This window comes from Thalassococcus arenae (assembly GCF_019104745.1).
Lineage (GTDB): Bacteria > Pseudomonadota > Alphaproteobacteria > Rhodobacterales > Rhodobacteraceae > Thalassococcus_B > Thalassococcus_B arenae.
Window position 1 is genome coordinate 346,953 of sequence record NZ_JAHRWL010000002.1, and the last position, 18,098, is coordinate 365,050.

At 65.6% G+C, this 18,098-nt stretch carries 20 protein-coding genes; 5 read left to right on the top strand and 15 right to left on the bottom strand.

The features are described from left to right. Positions 1–14 precede the first annotated feature (14 nt). Complete coding sequence (locus KUH32_RS13025) at positions 15–812, top strand: ATP-binding protein (RefSeq protein ID WP_254899218.1); 798 nt, start codon at positions 15–17, stop codon at positions 810–812. Between the two features lie 162 nt (positions 813–974). Here KUH32_RS13025 and KUH32_RS13030 read toward each other — a convergent pair whose 3' ends face one another. From KUH32_RS13030 to alr, 13 genes are all read right to left on the bottom strand, one after another. Beyond that, positions 975–2,141, bottom strand: a complete 1,167-nt coding sequence (locus tag KUH32_RS13030; protein ID WP_217779028.1) for a peptidoglycan DD-metalloendopeptidase family protein — start codon at positions 2,139–2,141, stop codon at positions 975–977. 82 nt (positions 2,142–2,223) lie between these two features. Next, positions 2,224–2,865: a protein-L-isoaspartate(D-aspartate) O-methyltransferase gene (locus KUH32_RS13035; protein ID WP_217779029.1), complete on the bottom strand. Its 642-nt coding sequence runs from the start codon at positions 2,863–2,865 to the stop codon at positions 2,224–2,226. Then, positions 2,862–3,647, bottom strand: a complete 786-nt coding sequence (gene surE, locus KUH32_RS13040) for a 5'/3'-nucleotidase SurE (protein ID WP_217779031.1) — start codon at positions 3,645–3,647, stop codon at positions 2,862–2,864. Before surE ends, KUH32_RS13035 begins: the two co-directional genes overlap by 4 nt. 67 nt (positions 3,648–3,714) lie before the next feature. Continuing rightward, positions 3,715–4,353 carry an SDR family NAD(P)-dependent oxidoreductase gene (locus tag KUH32_RS13045; RefSeq protein WP_217779033.1) on the bottom strand — a complete coding sequence of 213 codons (639 nt, stop codon included), beginning with the start codon at positions 4,351–4,353 and terminating at the stop codon, positions 3,715–3,717. Positions 4,354–4,424: 71 nt separating this feature from the next. Beyond that, positions 4,425–4,703 (bottom strand): amidophosphoribosyltransferase, encoded by a 279-nt coding sequence (locus KUH32_RS13050; RefSeq protein ID WP_254899165.1) that lies wholly within the window; start codon positions 4,701–4,703, stop codon positions 4,425–4,427. Positions 4,704–4,854: 151 nt separating this feature from the next. Beyond that, the gene (purF, locus tag KUH32_RS13055) at positions 4,855–6,309 is read right to left on the bottom strand and encodes an amidophosphoribosyltransferase (RefSeq protein WP_217779821.1); all 1,455 of its coding nucleotides are present in this window, start codon (positions 6,307–6,309) and stop codon (positions 4,855–4,857) included. Positions 6,310–6,508: 199 nt separating this feature from the next. Continuing rightward, positions 6,509–7,081, bottom strand: a complete 573-nt coding sequence (locus tag KUH32_RS13060) for a CvpA family protein (protein WP_217779035.1) — start codon at positions 7,079–7,081, stop codon at positions 6,509–6,511. 28 nt (positions 7,082–7,109) lie between these two features. Further along, positions 7,110–8,477 carry a DNA repair protein RadA gene (radA, locus tag KUH32_RS13065; RefSeq protein WP_217779037.1) on the bottom strand — a complete coding sequence of 456 codons (1,368 nt, stop codon included), beginning with the start codon at positions 8,475–8,477 and terminating at the stop codon, positions 7,110–7,112. A 59-nt stretch (positions 8,478–8,536) separates the two neighbouring features. Then, positions 8,537–9,292 (bottom strand): DNA repair protein, encoded by a 756-nt coding sequence (locus tag KUH32_RS13070; protein WP_254899166.1) that lies wholly within the window; start codon positions 9,290–9,292, stop codon positions 8,537–8,539. Positions 9,293–9,505: 213 nt separating this feature from the next. Continuing rightward, positions 9,506–9,895 (bottom strand): hypothetical protein, encoded by a 390-nt coding sequence (locus KUH32_RS13075; protein ID WP_348541119.1) that lies wholly within the window; start codon positions 9,893–9,895, stop codon positions 9,506–9,508. Then, on the bottom strand, positions 9,892–10,638 hold the full coding sequence (locus tag KUH32_RS13080) for an ABC transporter ATP-binding protein (protein WP_217779041.1): 747 nt from the start codon (positions 10,636–10,638) through the stop codon (positions 9,892–9,894). Before KUH32_RS13080 ends, KUH32_RS13075 begins: the two co-directional genes overlap by 4 nt. Beyond that, positions 10,635–11,417 carry an MlaE family ABC transporter permease gene (locus KUH32_RS13085; protein ID WP_217779043.1) on the bottom strand — a complete coding sequence of 261 codons (783 nt, stop codon included), beginning with the start codon at positions 11,415–11,417 and terminating at the stop codon, positions 10,635–10,637. The genes KUH32_RS13080 and KUH32_RS13085 overlap by 4 nt, the downstream gene beginning before the upstream one ends. Continuing rightward, a complete protein-coding gene (alr, locus tag KUH32_RS13090) occupies positions 11,414–12,451 on the bottom strand; it encodes an alanine racemase (protein ID WP_217779045.1) in 1,038 nt (345 codons plus the stop codon). The genes KUH32_RS13085 and alr overlap by 4 nt, the downstream gene beginning before the upstream one ends. A gap of 103 nt (positions 12,452–12,554) precedes the next feature. On the opposite strand from alr, the gene cobT reads away from it, so the two are divergent. Genes cobT through KUH32_RS13105 form a run of 3 tightly spaced genes read left to right on the top strand, consistent with a single transcriptional unit; the run spans position 12,555 to position 14,836 of the window. Next, entirely contained in the window at positions 12,555–13,571 is a 1,017-nt protein-coding gene (gene cobT / locus KUH32_RS13095; RefSeq protein ID WP_217779047.1) for a nicotinate-nucleotide--dimethylbenzimidazole phosphoribosyltransferase, read from the top strand. 3 nt (positions 13,572–13,574) lie between these two features. Beyond that, the gene (locus KUH32_RS13100; protein ID WP_217779049.1) at positions 13,575–14,342 is read left to right on the top strand and encodes an adenosylcobinamide-GDP ribazoletransferase; all 768 of its coding nucleotides are present in this window, start codon (positions 13,575–13,577) and stop codon (positions 14,340–14,342) included. Beyond that, positions 14,333–14,836 carry a histidine phosphatase family protein gene (locus KUH32_RS13105; protein WP_217779051.1) on the top strand — a complete coding sequence of 168 codons (504 nt, stop codon included), beginning with the start codon at positions 14,333–14,335 and terminating at the stop codon, positions 14,834–14,836. The genes KUH32_RS13100 and KUH32_RS13105 overlap by 10 nt, the downstream gene beginning before the upstream one ends. 74 nt (positions 14,837–14,910) lie before the next feature. On the opposite strand, the gene KUH32_RS13110 is transcribed toward KUH32_RS13105, so the two are convergent. Continuing rightward, positions 14,911–16,404, bottom strand: a complete 1,494-nt coding sequence (locus KUH32_RS13110) for a replicative DNA helicase (RefSeq protein ID WP_217779053.1) — start codon at positions 16,402–16,404, stop codon at positions 14,911–14,913. Positions 16,405–16,631: 227 nt separating this feature from the next. Here KUH32_RS13110 and KUH32_RS13115 point away from each other — a divergent pair, with 227 nt between their 5' ends. Then, positions 16,632–17,393, top strand: a complete 762-nt coding sequence (locus KUH32_RS13115; RefSeq protein WP_217779054.1) for a vWA domain-containing protein — start codon at positions 16,632–16,634, stop codon at positions 17,391–17,393. Positions 17,394–17,397: 4 nt separating this feature from the next. Here the strand turns inward: KUH32_RS13115 and KUH32_RS13120 are convergent, their stop codons facing one another. Further along, the gene (locus KUH32_RS13120) at positions 17,398–18,075 is read right to left on the bottom strand and encodes an orotate phosphoribosyltransferase (protein ID WP_217779056.1); all 678 of its coding nucleotides are present in this window, start codon (positions 18,073–18,075) and stop codon (positions 17,398–17,400) included. Positions 18,076–18,098 lie beyond the last annotated feature (23 nt).

Below are 18,098 nucleotides of genomic sequence, written 5' to 3' on the forward strand. Positions count from 1 at the left end.
CTGCGCTGGAACGGATGGCGCCCGCGCCGATGGCCGCACCGGATTTCGCGCAGGCCGAGGCCTTTGTCTGGCATGTCGATCCCGACCGCCTCGAGCCGGTGGCGCAGGTGAACCGGATCGATCTGTCGCTGCTGGTCGGCATCGACCGCACCCGCGACACGCTGCTGGCAAACACGGTGCAGTTCGCCAAGGGTCTGCCCGCCAACAACGCGCTGCTTTGGGGCAGCCGCGGGATGGGCAAGTCGAGCCTGGTCAAGGCGGTGCATGGCGCTGTTACGGGATCCGGGCTCGCCTTGAAACTGGTGGAACTGCATCGCGAAGACCTTCCGTCCGTGGGCCGGCTGCTGGCGTTGCTGCGCGCGTCCGATGCCCGCTTCGTGCTGTTCTGCGACGACCTTTCGTTCAGCCATGACGACCAGCATTACAAATCGCTCAAGGCGGTGCTGGATGGCGGGGTCGAAGGCCGGCCCGACAACGTGATCTTCTATGCGACGTCGAACCGCCGCCACCTGATGCCGCGCGACATGATCGAGAACGAACGCTCGAGCGCGATCAACCCCTCCGAGGCGGTCGAGGAAAAGGTGTCGCTGTCGGACCGGTTCGGCCTGTGGCTGGGGTTCCATCCCTGTTCGCAGGACGAATACCTGGCGATGATCCGCGGCTATTGCGACGCCTATGGCCTGCCCATCGACGACGACACGCTTCGGGCCGAAGCGATCGAATGGCAAGCCACGCGCGGCGCCCGTTCGGGTCGGGTTGCCTGGCAGTATTTCATCGATCTCGCGGGGCGCCGCGGTGTAACGTTCGGCTGAGCGTCCGAGACCGGCGCAGCGCGCGCCGGTGCATATGGAAAATGCGTATTTGAAAAAGAGAAGAAGCAGGACCGATGCGCGCAAGCAAGGTCTTCTTCTCTTTGAAAAATACGCCGCACGCCGGTGCCGACCAGCGGTTTGCCCGGCAAGGGCGGCATGCCGTCAGCTGACGTAACCCATGGGATCGACGCTGTCGAAGCCCTTGCGAATCTCGAAGTGCAGGAAACTCGGATCGCCGGCGCGTACCTTGCCGATGGTCTGACCGCGGCTGACGGCGTCACCCTTCTTGACCGTCAGGTCATCCAGATGGGTGTAGACGGTCAGCAGATCGCCGGGATGGCGGATGACCACGATCAGCACGTTTTCGTCGTTGCGGGTGACCGCGGCGACCGAGCCGCTGGCGGCGGCCACGACCGGCGTTCCGGCCGGTGCGCCGATATCGATGCCTTCGCTGCGGCCCGGTGCGTAGTCGCGGATGATCCGGCCGCTGACCGGCATGGTCATCTGTGCCTCCGGTCTGGCGGCGGACTGGCCGATATCGGCCACCGGCGGTTTGGGTGCTGCGGCTGTGGCGGTCTGGACCGACGCGGCGGGCGGCGTCTCGGAAGGCAGCGGGGTCGAGGCCGAAGGCGGCTGGGGCGTGGTGCTGCCGCTGCCCGGTGCCGGCACCGCCGCCGGCGCGGCTGCGGCGGTGATTTCGGCCTTGGGCGGGATCAGCAGGAACTGGCCTTCCCGCAGGGTATAGTCGCGGTCGAGCCCGTTCCAATCTGCCAGGGCTCGTGGCGTGACGCCGTAAAGCCGGGCGATGGTAAAGGCGGTCTCGCCGCGTTCGACCTTGTGGCGCACCGGCTCGATCCCGGTTTGCGGCGACGTGGCCGCCGGGGTCGCCGGCGCGCGCTCGATCGCGTCGTTGGCCAGCGTCGTCACGTCCACGGCCGGTGGCAGGATCGGCCCGGTCGTCGTGGCGCCCGTGGCCGGGGACGGTTCGGCCACGCGGCGCGGCAGCGCGACGATCTCGCCCCGGTTCAGCGTGTCGCCGGGCTGGATGCCGTTGAAGCGCGCCACTTCGTCCGCAGGCAGGCCGACGCGGGCCGCGACATCGGCAAGCGTGTCGCCGCGCCGCGCGATGGCGACCTGGTAGCTGGGATAGGACAGCACACCGCGGTCATCCGGCACCGGGCGCCGGGTTGTGGCTTCGCGCGCCGCCTGGGCGGTGCTGAAGGGGCCGCCGATACGGTCACGGACATCCAGGTCGAAATCCGCGCAGGCCGACAGGCTGACGCTGAGGCCGAACATGGCCAGAATCGGGAATGGGCGGGGTGTCGCCATCGCTCGTATCCTCACATCGCGCCCCTTGTTGGCCGGAGCGTCTGGTTGGCGCCGCGGGTCGCGGCCACTCGCATCGGGCAGCTCAGTCCTTGCCCAGCCCCTCGACCAGGGGCACGAACCGGACCGGGCGCATTTCCTCGTATTCGAACCCGGTTTCGGACCGGGTGACACGGATCAGGCTTTGCACCGCATCCGACTGGCCCACCGGCACGACCATGATACCGCCAATCTTCAACTGGGCCAAGAGCGGCCCGGGCGGATCTTCGGCGGCGGCGGTGACGATGATCCGGTCGAACGGTGCCTGGTCGGGCAGCCCGTGCGATCCGTCGGCGGTGAAGGCGGTGACGTTGGTCAGGCCCAGCCGGTCGAAGACAGCCCTGGCCTCGCGCACCAGCCGGCGGTGGCGATCGATCGTATAGACCCGCCGGGCCAGCTGTGCCAGGACTGCGGCCTGATAGCCCGAACCGGTGCCGATCTCGAGCACGGTATCGCGTGGGGCGATCTTCAGCGCCTGCGTCATCAATCCGACCACCGATGGTTGCGATATCGTCTGCCCGCAGGCGATCGGCAGCGGCATGTCCTCATAGGCGCGGTCGGCGAAATAGCCTTGCACGAATATTCCGCGATCCACCGCCTCCATCGCTTTCAACGTCGCGCTGTCGGTCACTCCGCGCGAGCGCAGGGCGAACAGGAACTGCATCTTGGCGTCGGCGTCGAAGGTCATGCAAAGGCGTCTTTGAGAGCGATGAGCGCGTCGTGGGCGGTAAGGTCGGCGCGCATCGGCGTGACCGAGATGTAGCCGTCGAGGTTGATGTCGGCGTCCGATCCCGGTTCGGTCGGCGCGCGCTGGTCACCACCGCGAATCCAGACGAACCGTCGGCCCGACGGCGACAGGTGCGGTTCGACCTGAAAACAGGTGTTGCGTCTCAGGCCCTGCGGTGCCAGTCGCGTTCCCTTGACGTCGGTCGCGAGAACGGGCGGAAAATTCACGTTGTAGAACAGCCGGTATCCGTTCTGGTCTTTCGGATCGGCGGCCAGGATGCGGCGCACGGTTTCGGCACCGTGCGCCGCGGCGGCTTCGAACGGGTTGTCGGCATGCGCGTTTGCGGGCCCGTAATACTGCGACAGGGCGATCGCGCGGATGCCTTGCAGGGCGCCTTCCAGCGCGCCGCCCAACGTGCCGGAATAGAGCGCGTTTTCTGCCGAGTTGTTGCCGCGGTTCACGCCCGACAGGATCAGGTCGGGCGGGTTGTCCTTGAGCACGTCATGCACGCCCGCCAGCACGCAATCCGCGGGGCTGCCCTCGGCAGCAAAGCGGCGCGGCCCCAGTTGGGCGATCATCGTCGGATGGGTGTACGAGATGCAATGGGCGACGCCCGACTGCTCGAAGGCCGGCGCCACGGTCCAGACATCGTCAGGCCCGCCGGCGATTTCCTCGGCGATGGCCTGCATGACCTCGAGCCCCGGCGCATTGATGCCGTCGTCGTTGGTGATGAGAATGCGCATCGCGTGTGCCCTTGCCCGTTTGCAATTCCATAGGGGAAGGGGGCTACCGGGGCAAGCGGACAGGCGCCTACAGGAGTTGCGGCAAGAGCCTGTGCGCTTCGTCGTGGGGCGAGGCCAGCCGGGTCTTGTCCTCGCCGGGATAGAACCGCGCGCGGGTCGCCGAGGCCATCGGCGCGGGCGTCAGGATGCGCACTTCGGGTCCCGTCTTTTCGGTCTCGGCCTGCCAGCTGCGCGCCAGCGCGATCTGGGCCGATTTCGTCGTGCCGTAATGGCCGAAGAACTTTTGGCCACCATGCGGATCGTCGAAGAACACCGCGCGGCCGTCATTGCCCAGCAGAGGTGCCACGAAGGGGATCAGCGTGGCCAGCGCGTCCAGGTTGATCGCCAGCGATTTCTGCCAATCCTTCTGGTCGAGATGAGCCGCGGGGGTCAGCGGCGCGGCGTGGATCGCCGTATGCACCCAAAGCGCGATACCACCCCAACGGTCATGGATCGACCGGCACAATTGGGCCATCGCGTCGCGCTTGGTGATATCCATGGGTGCCAGCGTCGCGTCGCCGCCCTTGGCCTTGATCCGGTCGTCCAGATCTTCCAGTCCGCCAACGGTACGTGCGACGGCGACGATGTGATGTTCCGGGGCCAACGCTTCGGCAAGGGCAAAGCCCAGTCCGCGCGAGGCGCCGGTGATGAGGGCGATCTTTGTCATGGGGTGGCGGATGACCGGCTTTGCGCCGAAGGTCAAGAGTGCGCGGCGTCACCGCGCCGCGCTGTCGCGGATCAGCGAAAGGCCGGAGGCTCCATCCATTCGGCCATGTCACCCACGCGCAGGGCCAGGCGGCCGGTTTCGATGGCCAGAACGATCTTGCCGTTCACGGCGTCGCCCACTGCGATGGCCCGGGTCGCCCCATCGGGCAGACGCACCAGCGCTTGCGGCGCGCTGTCCTTGCCGAAGGTGCCAAGCAGGATCAGTCCCCGTTCGGGGATATCGGCCTGCCGGGTGGCATGTTCGGCGGCAAGTGTCGGGGTTTCGTTCGATTTCGGCTGCGGCTGTGCCATGACGGGCTCCGGATGAGTCGGCGCCGTCTATGCTGCATTGCAGCAAGAAGAAAGGCGGTGGGTCCGCGCGGGCCCCGTGGCGGGCGGAAAGACGCTTAGAAATCGACCGGATCGGCGCCTGATTGCCCATCGCGGCAGATCGGACGCTGCGTTATTCGGCCGCCTTCATCCGAAAGCCCTTTTCGATCTGGTCGGCGGGTTCCACCGGGTATTCACCCGAGAAACAGGCATCGCAGTATTGCGGTTGCACCGCGTTGCGACCCGATGCTTCGCCGACGGCGCGATAAAGCCCGTCGAGCGAGATGAATTTGAGGCTGTCGACGCCCAGATGTTCCCGCATCTCGTCCTCGGACATGGTGGCGGCCAGCAGCTTTTCGCGCTGCGGCGTGTCGACGCCGTAGAAACACGGCCAGGCGGTGGGCGGCGAGGCGATGCGGAAATGCACCTCGGCCGCGCCGGCATCGAGGATCATCTCCTTGATCTTGCGCGACGTGGTGCCGCGCACCACGCTGTCATCGACCAGGATGACCCGCTTGCCCTGGATCAGCGCGCGGTTGACGTTCAGCTTGAGCCGCACGCCCATGTTGCGGATCTGTTCGGTGGGTTCGATAAAGGTCCGGCCCATGTACTGGTTGCGGATGATCCCCATGCCGTAGGGAATGCCCGATTCATGCGCATAGCCGATCGCAGCGGGTGTGCCGCTGTCTGGCACCGGGCAGACCAGGTCGGCCGCCACCGGCGCCTCACGCGCCAGTTCGACGCCGATCTGGCGCCGCGTCTCATAGACCGACCGGCCGCCCAGGATGCTGTCGGGCCGCGAAAAATAGACATGCTCGAAGATGCAGAAGCGCGGTTTGGCCCGGCGAAAGGGGTGGTGGCTTTCCACGCCCTTTTCGGTGATGACGACCATCTCGCCCGGTTCGATCTCGCGCACGAAATCGGCGCCGATGATGTCCAGCGCGCAGGTTTCCGAGGCCAGCGCCCAGCCATCGCCGATCTGGCCCAGCACCAGCGGCCGAACGCCCAGCGGGTCGCGCACGCCGATCAGCTTGGTTCGGGTCATGGCGACCACGGAAAACGCGCCTTCGACCTTGCGCAGCGCTTCTTCCATGCGGTCGGGGATCGACCGGCCCATCGACCGCGCCATCAGGTGGATGATGCATTCGCTGTCCGACGAGGATTGAAAGATCGAGCCACGCTCGATCAGTTCGCGCCGCAGCGCGTCGGCATTGGTGATGTTGCCGTTATGGGCGATCGCCGCGCCGCCCATGCTGAATTCGCCGAAGAAGGGCTGCACGTCGCGGATCGCGGTCTGACCTTTCGATCCGGCAGTGGAATAGCGGACATGACCGATGCCGATGCTGCCCGGCAGGGTTTGCATCAGCGATTGCGAGGTGAAGTTGTCGCGCACATAGCCGAAGCGGCGCGCCGAGTTGAATCCGGTGTCTTGGGCGTAGGTGACGATCCCGCCGGCTTCCTGGCCGCGATGCTGAAGGGCGTGCAGGCCAAGCGCCACGAAATTCGCGGCGTCCGTGACGCCAACGACGCCGAATATCCCGCATTCCTCGCGCAATTTGTCGTCATCGAAGGGGTGAGCTGGGGGCATTTGGCGGTCGGTCAAGGCAGCGTCCCGAATCCGTTTGGCATTCGCTGTTGTACTTAGAGTGTCGGGCCGTGTCTGTCACGAAAGGATCACGTTTCCGCTGCGCAACGTGGCGCAATCGCGTCGCGTGCATCCATCAGCCATGCGTTTTGCGTGGATTTCGGACGCTCTCCGCGTTCGATGCAACCTGTCCGTGCGGAAATCAGGCGTCGTTCGCGGCGGGTGCTTCGCAGATACCGACCAGCTGTTCATATTGCGCGGTGATCCAGCCAAGCGCCTGTTCGGGGTTCTGTTCCTCGATCCGGCCGGTGAAGCGCGAAAAGACGGCGGCCGAGCGGCTGTCATCGATCATCGGGATGTCCTGTGCCGTGATCACCGTCTCGTAGACGAAAAAGGCGATGGCCACCAACAACACGCCCCGCACCACGCCAAAGAGGAAGCCAAGCGCCTGGTCCAGCCCGCCCAGGGCCGAGCGCTGTACCAGCGACGAGAAAAGCGGCGTGAACAGCGACACCACAACCAGCGCTACCGTGAATACCGCGGCGAAGGCTGCGATCACCGACAACTCGCAACTGTCGGACAGGAATTCGCCGATGACAGGAATTTCCTTGACCAGTGGCTGCACCTGGTCGGCGAACATGAAGGCCAGGATCGCCGCGACGATCCAGCCCGCGATCGCCATCGCCTCGCGCACGAGACCCCGGGAATAGGCCAGAACGGCGGACAAAACGATGATGACGGCGACCACACCGTCGACAATGGTAAAGCCTTCCATCCGCTCGTCTGCCTTTTCGTTCTGGCGCTCAGCCGGCGCCGAATATGTCACCCACGAAAGCGGTCAGGCTGTCCTTTTCGGTCAATGCCATGCCGCCGAACCCCGCGGTTTTCCCGCCTGCCGGCAGGATGGCCGTGGAGAAACCAAGTTTTTGCGCCTCTTTCAACCGGTTTTCCGTCTGGCTGACCGGGCGCAGGGCCCCTGATAGGCTAATCTCGCCGAAAACGACAGTTTCCGCGGGCAGGGCTGCGTCCTCGCGGGCGGAAAGTAGCGCAGCGGCCACAGCCAGATCGGCGGCCGGTTCGCCCACGCGCATGCCGCCGGCGACGTTCAGATAGACGTCAAGCCCGGCAAAGGGGATGCCGCAGCGCGCCTCCAGCACCGCCAGGATCATCGCCAGGCGGCCGCCATCCCAGCCAACGACCGACCGGCGGGGCTGGGAATGGGGTGAAGGGGCCACCAGCGCCTGGAACTCGACCAGAACGGGCCGCGTGCCCTCGATCCCGGCGAAGACCGCGCTGCCCGGCGCGGGCGTGCCGCGTTCGGACAGAAACAGCGCCGACGGGTTGGTGACCTCGGACAGGCCCGCGCCGGTCATCTCGAAAACGCCGATTTCGTCCGCCGGGCCAAAGCGGTTCTTGACGCTGCGCAGGATGCGGAACTGGTGGCCGCGTTCGCCCTCGAAATACAGCACCGTATCGACCATGTGCTCGACCACGCGCGGGCCGGCGATCTGGCCGTCCTTGGTGACATGGCCGACCATGAAGACCGCGCTGCCCCTGCGCTTGGCAAAAGTGGTCAATTCGTGTGCGGCGGCGCGCACCTGGCTGACCGAGCCCGGTGCACTGTCGACGTTGTCGGCCCACATCGTCTGGATCGAATCGATGATCGCCAGATCGGGTCGTTCGGCATCCAGCGTGGTCAGGATGTCGCGCAGGTTGGTTTCCGTCGCCAGCGACACCCGCGCGTCCGCCAATCCCAGCCGTTGCGCGCGCAGCCGGATCTGGGCGCTGGCCTCTTCGCCGCTGATATAAACCACCTTGAGGCCGGACCGGGCAAAGGCGGCGGCGGCCTGCAACAGCAGCGTCGACTTGCCGATACCGGGATCGCCGGCCACCAGCACCGCCGAGGAAGGCACCAGCCCGCCACCAAGCACGCGGTCGAGTTCGTCCAGATTCGATCGGGTGCGCGGCGGCGGGGCTTCGGGGCTGTCGAGATCGAGCAGCGCAACAGCACGTCCGCGGCTTTTGCCCAGGGTCTTGCCCGACGGTCCGGCTGCCAGCGGCGCTTCTTCGACGATGGTGTTCCACTGTCCGCAGGATTCGCAGCGGCCCGACCATTTCGTCGTCGCCGCGCCGCAGGATTGGCAGAGAAAGGTCGCGCTTGCCTTGGCCATGGCGCTTGACTGCGGTCAGAAGGCGCGCGCGTCAAGGGGTCGTGGCGCGGTGCCCGCGGCTATTCCGCCGCGCGCTGCTGGGGCAGGTCGATGACGCGGTCCTCGGCGGGCTGGTCGTCGCGCGCGGTAAAGCCCTTGTCGGCGCCGTCCTTGCGGGCATCGATGGCCGCCATCAGTTCGGTCATCTGCGCGCTGACCCGTTCCAGCTGGGCGCGTGCCACTGCTTCGTCGGTATCCAGCCGGTTCAGCCAGTGCCGCATGTCGTTGGCGACGGCCTTGGCATCGTCGATCTTGCTGTTGAAGACGTCCAGTTCCTGTTGACGTTGCAAAAGGAAATCGCGGGCGCGGGCGACGTTTCGGTCGGAATAGACATGCGCCAGTTCGCGGCTCACGTGGCTCATCTGCGCAGCGAGTTCCAGAACCGACGGTTCGAGATCGGACAGGTCGGGATGATCGCGAAGGAACGCCATGCGTTCGCGGACCGAGTCGAATTCCGAGGACAGCGTGAACACGCCTTCGCGGTCGGCCTTGTGTGCGGCCGCGTAGGCGCGCGCCACGTCGCGCATACCCATGTGGAAATTCCGGTGCGACGTCTCAAGCCGCATCATCCGCGCGTTCGCAGGCAGGAAAAAGCACAAGGACAGCGCGAAACCCGAAACCAACAGCTGCAGGTACATCCCCGCATCGTCAATAGCATATGGACCGAAGGCCACCGACAAGGTCAGCCAGGGCGCGTATCCAAGCGCGCAGGCCAGGCTGTAGGCCGATAATCCCAGCCCCAAGGACAGCATCAGCGCAAACGCCAGACGTTCCATCAAATACCGGACGATCGCAGCCAAATCGCGAAGCGTCGAAATCATTTTACTAGCCCCAAAAATCAGTTCTTACCCAGTATCGGCGATTTTATGCCGAAGCGGAGGTTTTTCATACGGGAAAGAATCCGGGCTCGAACAAGTGCCGGGAATCGCAGTCAATCGTGATGAAAATGTGCGGATTGTTTCGCTTGCGTCACCGGATGGGGCGAACCGTCAGAGCAGCGATGCCACCCACAAGCCCAGCAACCCCGCCAGCAACGCGACGTGCAGCACATCGATCCATCGCCCGCGGCAGTCCGTTACGACGGCCGAAACCAGCATCAATGCAGAAGCGGGCAGCAAGGCAGTCATCCCGCCGCCATGTGCCATCAGGCGGGCGCCGGATGCGTAGATGATCCCGTCGTTCATGCCCGCCGCCGGTGCAAAGATTACGGCCAGCCCTGCCAGGCTCAGCAGCAGGGCGACAAGCGCGGGCCGGCGTGCGTGCGGCCCCCCCGCGATCACCCGCGCCAGGGCCAGCAAGGCCAGCAATTCAAGAAAGACGAAGCGTTTGACGAAGACGAAGGCCAACAGCACCGGGCTGGGTTCGAACAGGCTGCTCACCGCACCGCCTCGATCGGGCCGGTGGCTCGGCCATGAATGAACTGATCGACATAAGGGTCTGAACTGGTTTCCAGATCGCCGATCGGACCGGTCCACTGTATAACGCCGTCATGCAGCATCGCCACGTTGTCAGCGATCGCCCGCACGCTGGTCATGTCGTGGGTGATCGTGATCGCGGTGACGCCCAGTTCCGTCACGATCTCACGGATCAGGTCGTTGATGACCCCGGCCATGATCGGGTCCAGCCCGGTGGTCGGTTCATCGAAAAAGATGATCTCGGGGTCGGCGGCGATGGCGCGCGCCAGGCCCACGCGTTTCTGCATGCCGCCGGACAGTTCCGCCGGGAAACGGTCGGCCACGTCCTGTTTCAGTCCGACGCGGCGCAGCTTGTCGATGGCGATGGCACGGGCTTCGTCGCGCGGTCGTTTGAGGCTGCCGCGCAGCAGGCGAAAGGCCACGTTCTGCCAGACCGGCAGGCTGTCGAACAGGGCCGATCCCTGGAACAGCATCCCGAAGCGGGCAAGAAAGGCATCGCGATCGCCGGTGCCGACATCCACGCCGTCGACCCGGATCGTGCCGGCATCGGGTTGCACCAGACCCAGGATGCATTTCAGAAGGATCGACTTGCCGGTGCCCGATCCGCCGATGATGACGACCGAGGTGCCCTTGGCGACATTCAGGTGAACATCACGCAGCACCACGTTGCTTCCAAACGCTTTCTTGACACCGGCCAGTTGGATCATAGCGAAAAGAACGCCCCCGTCAGCAGGAAGTTCGCGGCAAGGATCAGCACTGCGGCCGCTTCGACCGAGCCCTTGGTCGCGCGCCCGACCCCTTGCGCGCCACGTCCTGAATTCATGCCGAAATAGCAGCCCATCAGCGTCGCAAGGCCGCCAAAGACGCAGCCCTTGACCAACGACGACACGATGTCGAGCGGCTCGAGGAAATCGACGGTGTTCTTGACATACGCCGCGGCGTTGAACCCCAGCGTTCCGGTGGCCACCGCGTAGCCGCCGAAAATACCGATCACGTCGCCCACGCCCACCAGCATCGGCACCACGATCAATCCGGCCAGCACCCGCGGCGCCACCAGGTATTTCATCGGGTTGGTGGACAAGGTGACCAGCGCGTCGATCTGTTCGGTCACTTTCATCGTGGCGATTTCGGCCGCGATCGAAGACGTCACGCGTGCCGCGATCATCAGCCCCACCAGCACAGGCCCCAATTCGCGTACCATGCCGATGGCGACGATCTGCGGCACCACCGCCTCGGCGTTGAAACGCGCGCCGCCGGCGTAGATCTGCAAGGCCAGCGCGCCGCCGGTGAAGATCGCCGTCAATCCGACGACGGGCAGCGACAGCCAGCCCACGTTCAAAAGCGCAAGCGCCAGTTCCCGGCCATAGAAGGGCGGGCGCAGGCTGTGGCTGAGCGCCGACAGGCCGAACAGGCTGACCCGGCCGACCGCCGCCACGAAGGCAAGAAAGGCGCGACCCAGCGTGCCCAAAGGCGCCAGCGCGGTCATGCGCCGGAATAGCGGCGATCGTAGCGTCCGCCCAGCGAGGTCAGGATCTCGTAACCGATGGTGCCGGCCCAATCGGCCAGCGTGTCGACGCTTTGATGCCGTCCCAGCAGTTCCAGGGTGTCCGGCACGTCCTTGAGCGCCGTCACGTCGACGGTGATCAGGTCCATCGACACCCGGCCCACCACCTTGCAACGGGTCTCACCAGCCCAAAGGCTGGCCTTGGGACCGATGGCGCGCAGGATCCCATCGGCATAGCCGGCCGAGACGGTGGCGATCCGCCCCGGGACACGGGCAACCCACGAGTTGCCGTAGCCAACCGATTCCCCGACGGCGACGGGCCGTACCTGCACCACCGGCAAATCCAGCGCCGCCACGGGCAAGGCGTCGACGAAAGGCAGACCGCCATACAGGCCGATGCCCGGGCGGGTCACGTCGAAGTGGTAGTCGCGCCCCAGCAGGATGCCGCCGGTGGCCGCCAGCGACCGGGGGGCTTCGATTCCGTCGGTCATCTCGCGGAACATGCGCAGCTGGTGCGCGTTCATCGGATGGTCGGGTTCGTCGGCGCAGGCCAGGTGGCTCATCACCAGCACCGGTTTCTGAGCCAGTGCCAGGTCGCGCAACGCGGACCATTCGGCCGGCTCCATCCCCAGCCGGTTCATGCCGCTGTCCAGCTGGATGCCAAAGCGTGTCCCCGGAAGCGCCTCGACATGGCGCAACATCTGGTCGATGGAGTTCAGCATCGGCACCAGCGCGTTGTCGCGGATCAGGGCCGTGTCGCCCTCCATGTGCCCCGAAAAGACGCAGATCTCGGGCCCCGGTCCAAGCGCGTCACGCAACGCCGCGCCCTCGGATGCGACGGCGACGAAGAAACGCCGCACGCCTTCCTGTGCCAGCGCCTTGGCCACCGGGGCCGCGCCCAGCCCATAGGCGTTGGCCTTGACCACCGCCGCGGTTTCGCAGCCGGTCATTTCGTTCAGCGCGCGCCAGTTGCTGCGCAGCGCCGCAAGATCGATTGTCAGTGTCGCCGTGGCCATGGGCCTTGGCTTCGCGGGCTTTGGCAGCGGGGTCAAGCGGGAAATGCCGCCCGGCCGACCGGCAGCGATTGTGCCGCCGGGAACAGCGCGCTAAATCGGCAGGATGGACAACCAGACCCAGACCGATTTCGAAGCCGCGCTGCAGCGCAAGATCGACCTCAAGACCAAGCCGCAGGGCGCGCTTGGCCGGATCGAGACACTGGCCGTGCAGGTGGCGCGGCTGCAACGGACGCTGACGCCAAGGATGGGTCGTGCCCAACTGGCGATCTTCGCCGGGGACCACGGCATCGCCGCCGATGGCGTGTCGGCATACCCGGCCGAAGTGACACGGCAGATGGTTCTGAATTTCGCCGGTGGTGGCGCCGCGGCGAACGTATTCGCCGCCGTGAACGGGCTCGATCTGCGGGTGGTGAATGCCGGCGTGAAGGGCGGTCCGTTCGACATGGCCGGCATATACGACGCACCGATCGGACCGGGCACGGCATCGTTCCTGCGTGGCCCGGCGATGACATCCGACCAATGCCGCGACGCGCTGGAAACCGGTCGGCGGATCGGGGCCGAGGGCGCATATGACGCGATGGCCTGCGGCGAGATGGGCATCGGCAATACCTCGTCGGCCTCGGTGCTGACGCATCTGCTGACCGGCGTCGAACTGGATGTGGTCGTGGGGCGTGGAACCGGGCTGGACGATGACGGCCTGGCTCGCAAACGGTCCGTTCTTGGCCGCGCGGTGGCGCGGGTGACGGGTCCGCTGGCGCCGCTGCAGGCGCTGACCGAGTTCGGCGGGTTCGAGATCGCCATGATGACCGGCGCCATGCTGGGCGCGGCGCAGGCGCGTCGCGTCGTTCTGGTGGACGGTTTCATCGCAACCGCGGCCGCGTTGCTGGCCGCCCGGATCGAACCCGGGTCGCGTGGCGCGATGGTGTTCTGCCACCGCTCGGCCGAACCGGGCCATGCGGCGCTGCTGGCGGCGCTGCAGGCCGACCCGCTGCTGGCGCTCGACATGCGCTTGGGCGAGGGGACCGGCGCCGCGCTGGCCTGGCCGCTGGTGCGCGCGGCGGTGGCGATGCTGAACGACATGGCCTCGTTCGAGGATGCCGGCGTGTCCGGGCCGGCCTGACCCATGCGTGCGCTGCTGAGGACGGAATGGCACCTGTTCCTGCTGGCCGTGCAGTTCCTGACCCGGCTGCCGGTGCCGCGAAACCTGCCGTTTTCCGATGATCTGCTGATCCGTGCCACGCGATTTTACCCGCTTGTCGGGTGCCTTGTCGGATCGATCGGAGCGGTTGTTCTTTGGGTTGCGTCGCTGTGGTTTCCGCCGCTGGTCGCCGTTCTGCTGTCTCTGGCCGCGACCCTTCTGGCTACCGGCGCTTTTCACGAGGACGGGCTGGCGGACGCGGTCGACGGGCTGGGCGGCGGGATGACCGCGGATCGCGCGCTGGAAATCATGCGCGACTCGCGCATCGGCACCTACGGTGCGGTGGCGCTCGGGCTGACGCTGGCGCTCAAGGTGGCGCTGCTTGCCGCTATGCCTGTCTCGGTGGCCGGCTTCGTGCTGATCGCCGGGCATGGGTTGGGGCGAATGGCGACCGTTCATGTCATCGCCACGACGCGTTACGCCCGCGACCAGGGGGCGAAATTCGTGGCGCCTTCGGTCACGCCGGACGGCTATCGGATCGCGCTTGCCAATGCCTTTGTCATCCTGATCGCAAGCGTTCTTGTGATCGGCACCGGCGAGGCGTTCGCCGGCATGGCCCTGTGCATTCTGCTGGCGCAGGCCTTCCGCCTTGTCTTTGTCCGCAAGCTGGGCGGATATACCGGCGATTGCCTGGGCGGCACACAGCAGATGGGCGAGCTGGGCTTTTATCTCGGGGTCGTCGCGTGGCTGTGACATTGCTGCGGCACACCCGTCCGGCGGTGGCCGATGGCGTGTGTTACGGGCGAACCGATCTCGACCTGGCCGACAGCTTTGACACCGAAGTGGCGGCGGTGATGGACGTGCTGCCGCCTTTTTCGTGCCTGGTCAGTTCTCCGCTGACCCGGTGCCGCCGGCTCGCGGCGCGGCTTTCGGTGCGCACGAAACATGAGGTATCGCTTGCAAGAGATTGGCAAGAAATGGATTTCGGCATGTGGGAAGGCGTTGCCTGGGAGGCTATCCCGCGGCCCGAGATAGATGCCTGGGCGATGGATTTCCTGGGCTATGACGGCCATGGCGGCGAAAGCGTCGCGGCGCTGCGCGCTCGGGTCGAACGCGGGCTGAGCGATCTGCCGGATGGGGCGCTGGTCGTCACCCATGCAGGGTGCATCAAGGCGGCGCTGGACGTCGCGGGACGCCCGGGCGCATGGGATCACAAAACTCCGTTCGGCGGCTTCGTGACGCTCTGACGCGACAAGTCAGGTGTTCAACGCCCGGCTGACACCTGGACAGCATTCGTCAGGCCATTGGATTCGAAGGACAATCAGAACGACTGGCCGTCGTCTTGCTGCCAGGGCTTGGCCAAGTTGCCGAAGCGGGTAAAGCGGCCTTCGAAGCTCAGTTCCACGGTGCCGATGGGTCCGTGCCGTTGCTTGCCGATGATGACTTCGGCCTTGCCGTGCAGGCGTTCCATCTCATCCTGCCAGACGGCCATTTTTTCCAGGTCGTGGTCGCCGGGTTTCTCGCGTTCCTTGTAGTATTCTTCGCGGAACACGAACATCACCACGTCCGCGTCCTGTTCGATCGAGCCCGATTCCCGCAGGTCAGACAGTTGTGGGCGCTTGTCCTCGCGGCTTTCCACCTGACGGCTCAGCTGCGAGAGTGCGATCACCGGGATGTCCAATTCCTTGGCGATGGCCTTGAGACCCTGGGTGATTTCGCTGACCTCGTTGACGCGGCTGTCCTTGGCCGTTGCCGGGCGGACCAGCTGCAGGTAGTCGACGATCAGAACGTCCAGCCCATGTGTGCGCTTGAGCCGCCGCGCCCGTGCCGCCAATTGGCTGATCGGCAGGGCGGGGGTGTCGTCGATGTAGAGCGGGCAGGCCTCCAACGACTTGGCCGCGTCCACGAAGCGGCGGAATTCGGTCTCGGTCATGTCGCCGCGTCGGATCTGTTCCGAGGGAACCTCTGCGGCTTCGGACAGAATCCGCGCGGCGAGCTGCTCGGCACTCATTTCCAGCGAATAGAAGCCCACGACGCCGCCTTCGATGGCGCCTTCGCTGCCGTCGGGCCGCGTGCCTTTCTTGTAGGCCTTGGCGATGTTGAAGGCGATGTTGGTGGCCAGCGATGTCTTGCCCATCGACGGTCGCCCGGCAAGGATCAGCAGGTCGGACTTGTGCAGGCCGCCCAGCTTCTTGTCCATATCGACCAGGCCGGTGGAAATACCCGCCAACCCGCCTTCGCGCTGATAGGCGGCGTTGGCGACGTTCACGGCATCGGTGACGGCCCGAAGGAAGGACTGGAAGCCGCTTTCGGTCTGTCCCTGTTCGGCCAGGGCGTAAAGCGCCTGTTCGGCCTCGACGATCTGTTCGCGCGGTTCCGACGCGACATCGACCTTGGCCGCCTTGGCCGAAATATCCTGCCCCAGCCGGATCAGGTCACGCCGAATTGCCAGGTCATAGATCATCTGCGCGTAGTCGCGCACCGCGAAGGAACTGATCGCCGCGGCAGAGAGGCGGGCCAGGTAGGCCGGCCCGCCCAGTTCCTTCAGCCCCTCGTCGTCTTCCATGAAGGCCTTGAGCGTCACCGGCGAGGCCAGGTTGTTCTTGGCGATCCGCGCCGAGGCGATTTCGAAGATGCGCGCATGAACGGGATCGTAGAAATGCTGCGGCCCGATGACCGCCGATACCCGATCGTAATCGTTGTTGTCGTTCAGGATCGCGCCCAGCAATTGCTGCTCGGCTTCGATCGAATGCGGCATCGTTTCTGGTGCCTGTACCTCGACCCCCGTGGGATTGAAGGCGGTGATCTCGTTCATTGTCCCCTCTCCGCTCGTTGACCGCGGCATAGAGCACGTGCCGCGCGGGGCGCAAATTGTATGTTTCTGTGGATAGTGTGTGGGTTACCACGGATACACCAGATCTGGAAGGCATTTCGCGGAATGCTACCGAATGTGGTAAGCTCAGGCTTGAAATTCCACGTGTTGAATTCGACCGCGGATGCGCTAACTTGACAGATTGTCGCAGCTGTTTCGGGAGGAAGGCAATGTTCTCGGGAAAATCCACGCGCCTGGCCCGCACCGCGTTGTGTGCGACGCTGGCCGCGTCCCTGGGATTCGGACAGGCCGCTCGGGCGGCGTCCGATTGCACGGTCGACGCGATGCTTGTCTTCGACGGGTCGGGGTCGATGGCGGGCATGTCGATCGGTCGGATCGGCGAGAGCCGCATCACCCGTGCCCGGCAGGCAGTGCGCGCCGCGGCACCCGATATCGCCGCGTTTCGCCGCGTCGGCATGATGATCTATGGCCCCGGCAGCGGCGACCGCTGCACCAACGTGACACTGAACTTCCCGCCCCGCATCGATGCCGCGCCGCAAATCCTGTCGACCATAGATACGCTGGCGCCGCGCGGCGAGACGCCCCTCACCAGTGCCGTGCAGCAAGCGGCCGAAATCCTCGAATACCGCCGCAAGCCCGGCGTTGTCGTTCTCGTCACCGATGGGCGCGAGAATTGCGGCGGGTCGCCTTGTGCGCTGGCCAGTGCCCTGAAATCCGACGCCGTCGACCTGACCGTGCATGTGATCGGGTTCGAGACGCGCCCGCCCGAGCGCGCGCCCTCGACCACCGGCGCGCCGGTGCGCAAGCGGTCAGCTCCGGCCCTTTCGGGCGAAAGCGCCGATTGCATGGCCGAGATCACCGGTGGCAGCTACGTCGTCGCCGAAAGCGTCAGTGCGCTGACCGAGGCACTGAGCGCCACGCTGGGCTGCCCGGTCTATGGTGCTGTTCCACGGGCCCGCCACGCGGGCTGACGGTTCAGAACGCGTTTTCTTCCTGCCAGGCGCGGGGGTCGTTCAGAAACGCCTCGACCTGCGCCAAAGTGGCGGCGGCGACGGTGCCGGCCTCTCTTGCGGCTGCCAGGACATCCCACCAGGTGCAAAGGTGGTGCAGGCTGACGCCATGGTCGCCCAACGTCTTCTCGGTCTCGGTGAAGATCCCGTAATAGAAGATCACCGCGGTATGTGCGCAGGTCGCGCCGGTTTCGCGGATCGCGTCGACGAAGCTCAGCTTGGAGCCGCCATCGGTGGTCAGGTCTTCGACCAGCAGAACCCGTTGACCTTCGCTCATGACCCCTTCGATCCGGGCATTGCGGCCGTATCCCTTGGGTTTCTTGCGCACATAGGTCATCGGCAGAGCCATCCGTTCAGCCACCAGCGCGGCGAACGGAATGCCCGCGGTTTCGCCGCCGGCGATGTTGTCGAAGGCCTCGAATCCGACATCGCGCAGCACGGTGACGGTCAGAAAATCCATCAGCGTCGACCGGATGCGCGGGTACGAGATCAGCTTGCGGCAATCGATATAGACCGGCGACGGCAGGCCTGAGGCCAGTTTGAATGGCGCATCCTCCATGAAATGCACCGCTTCGATTTCCCAAAGCATGCGCGCGGTCAGGCGCGCCATCTCGGCCTTGTCGGGATATGAGGAAGGGATCATCTGCGCCTCCGCGTCTTGTCGTC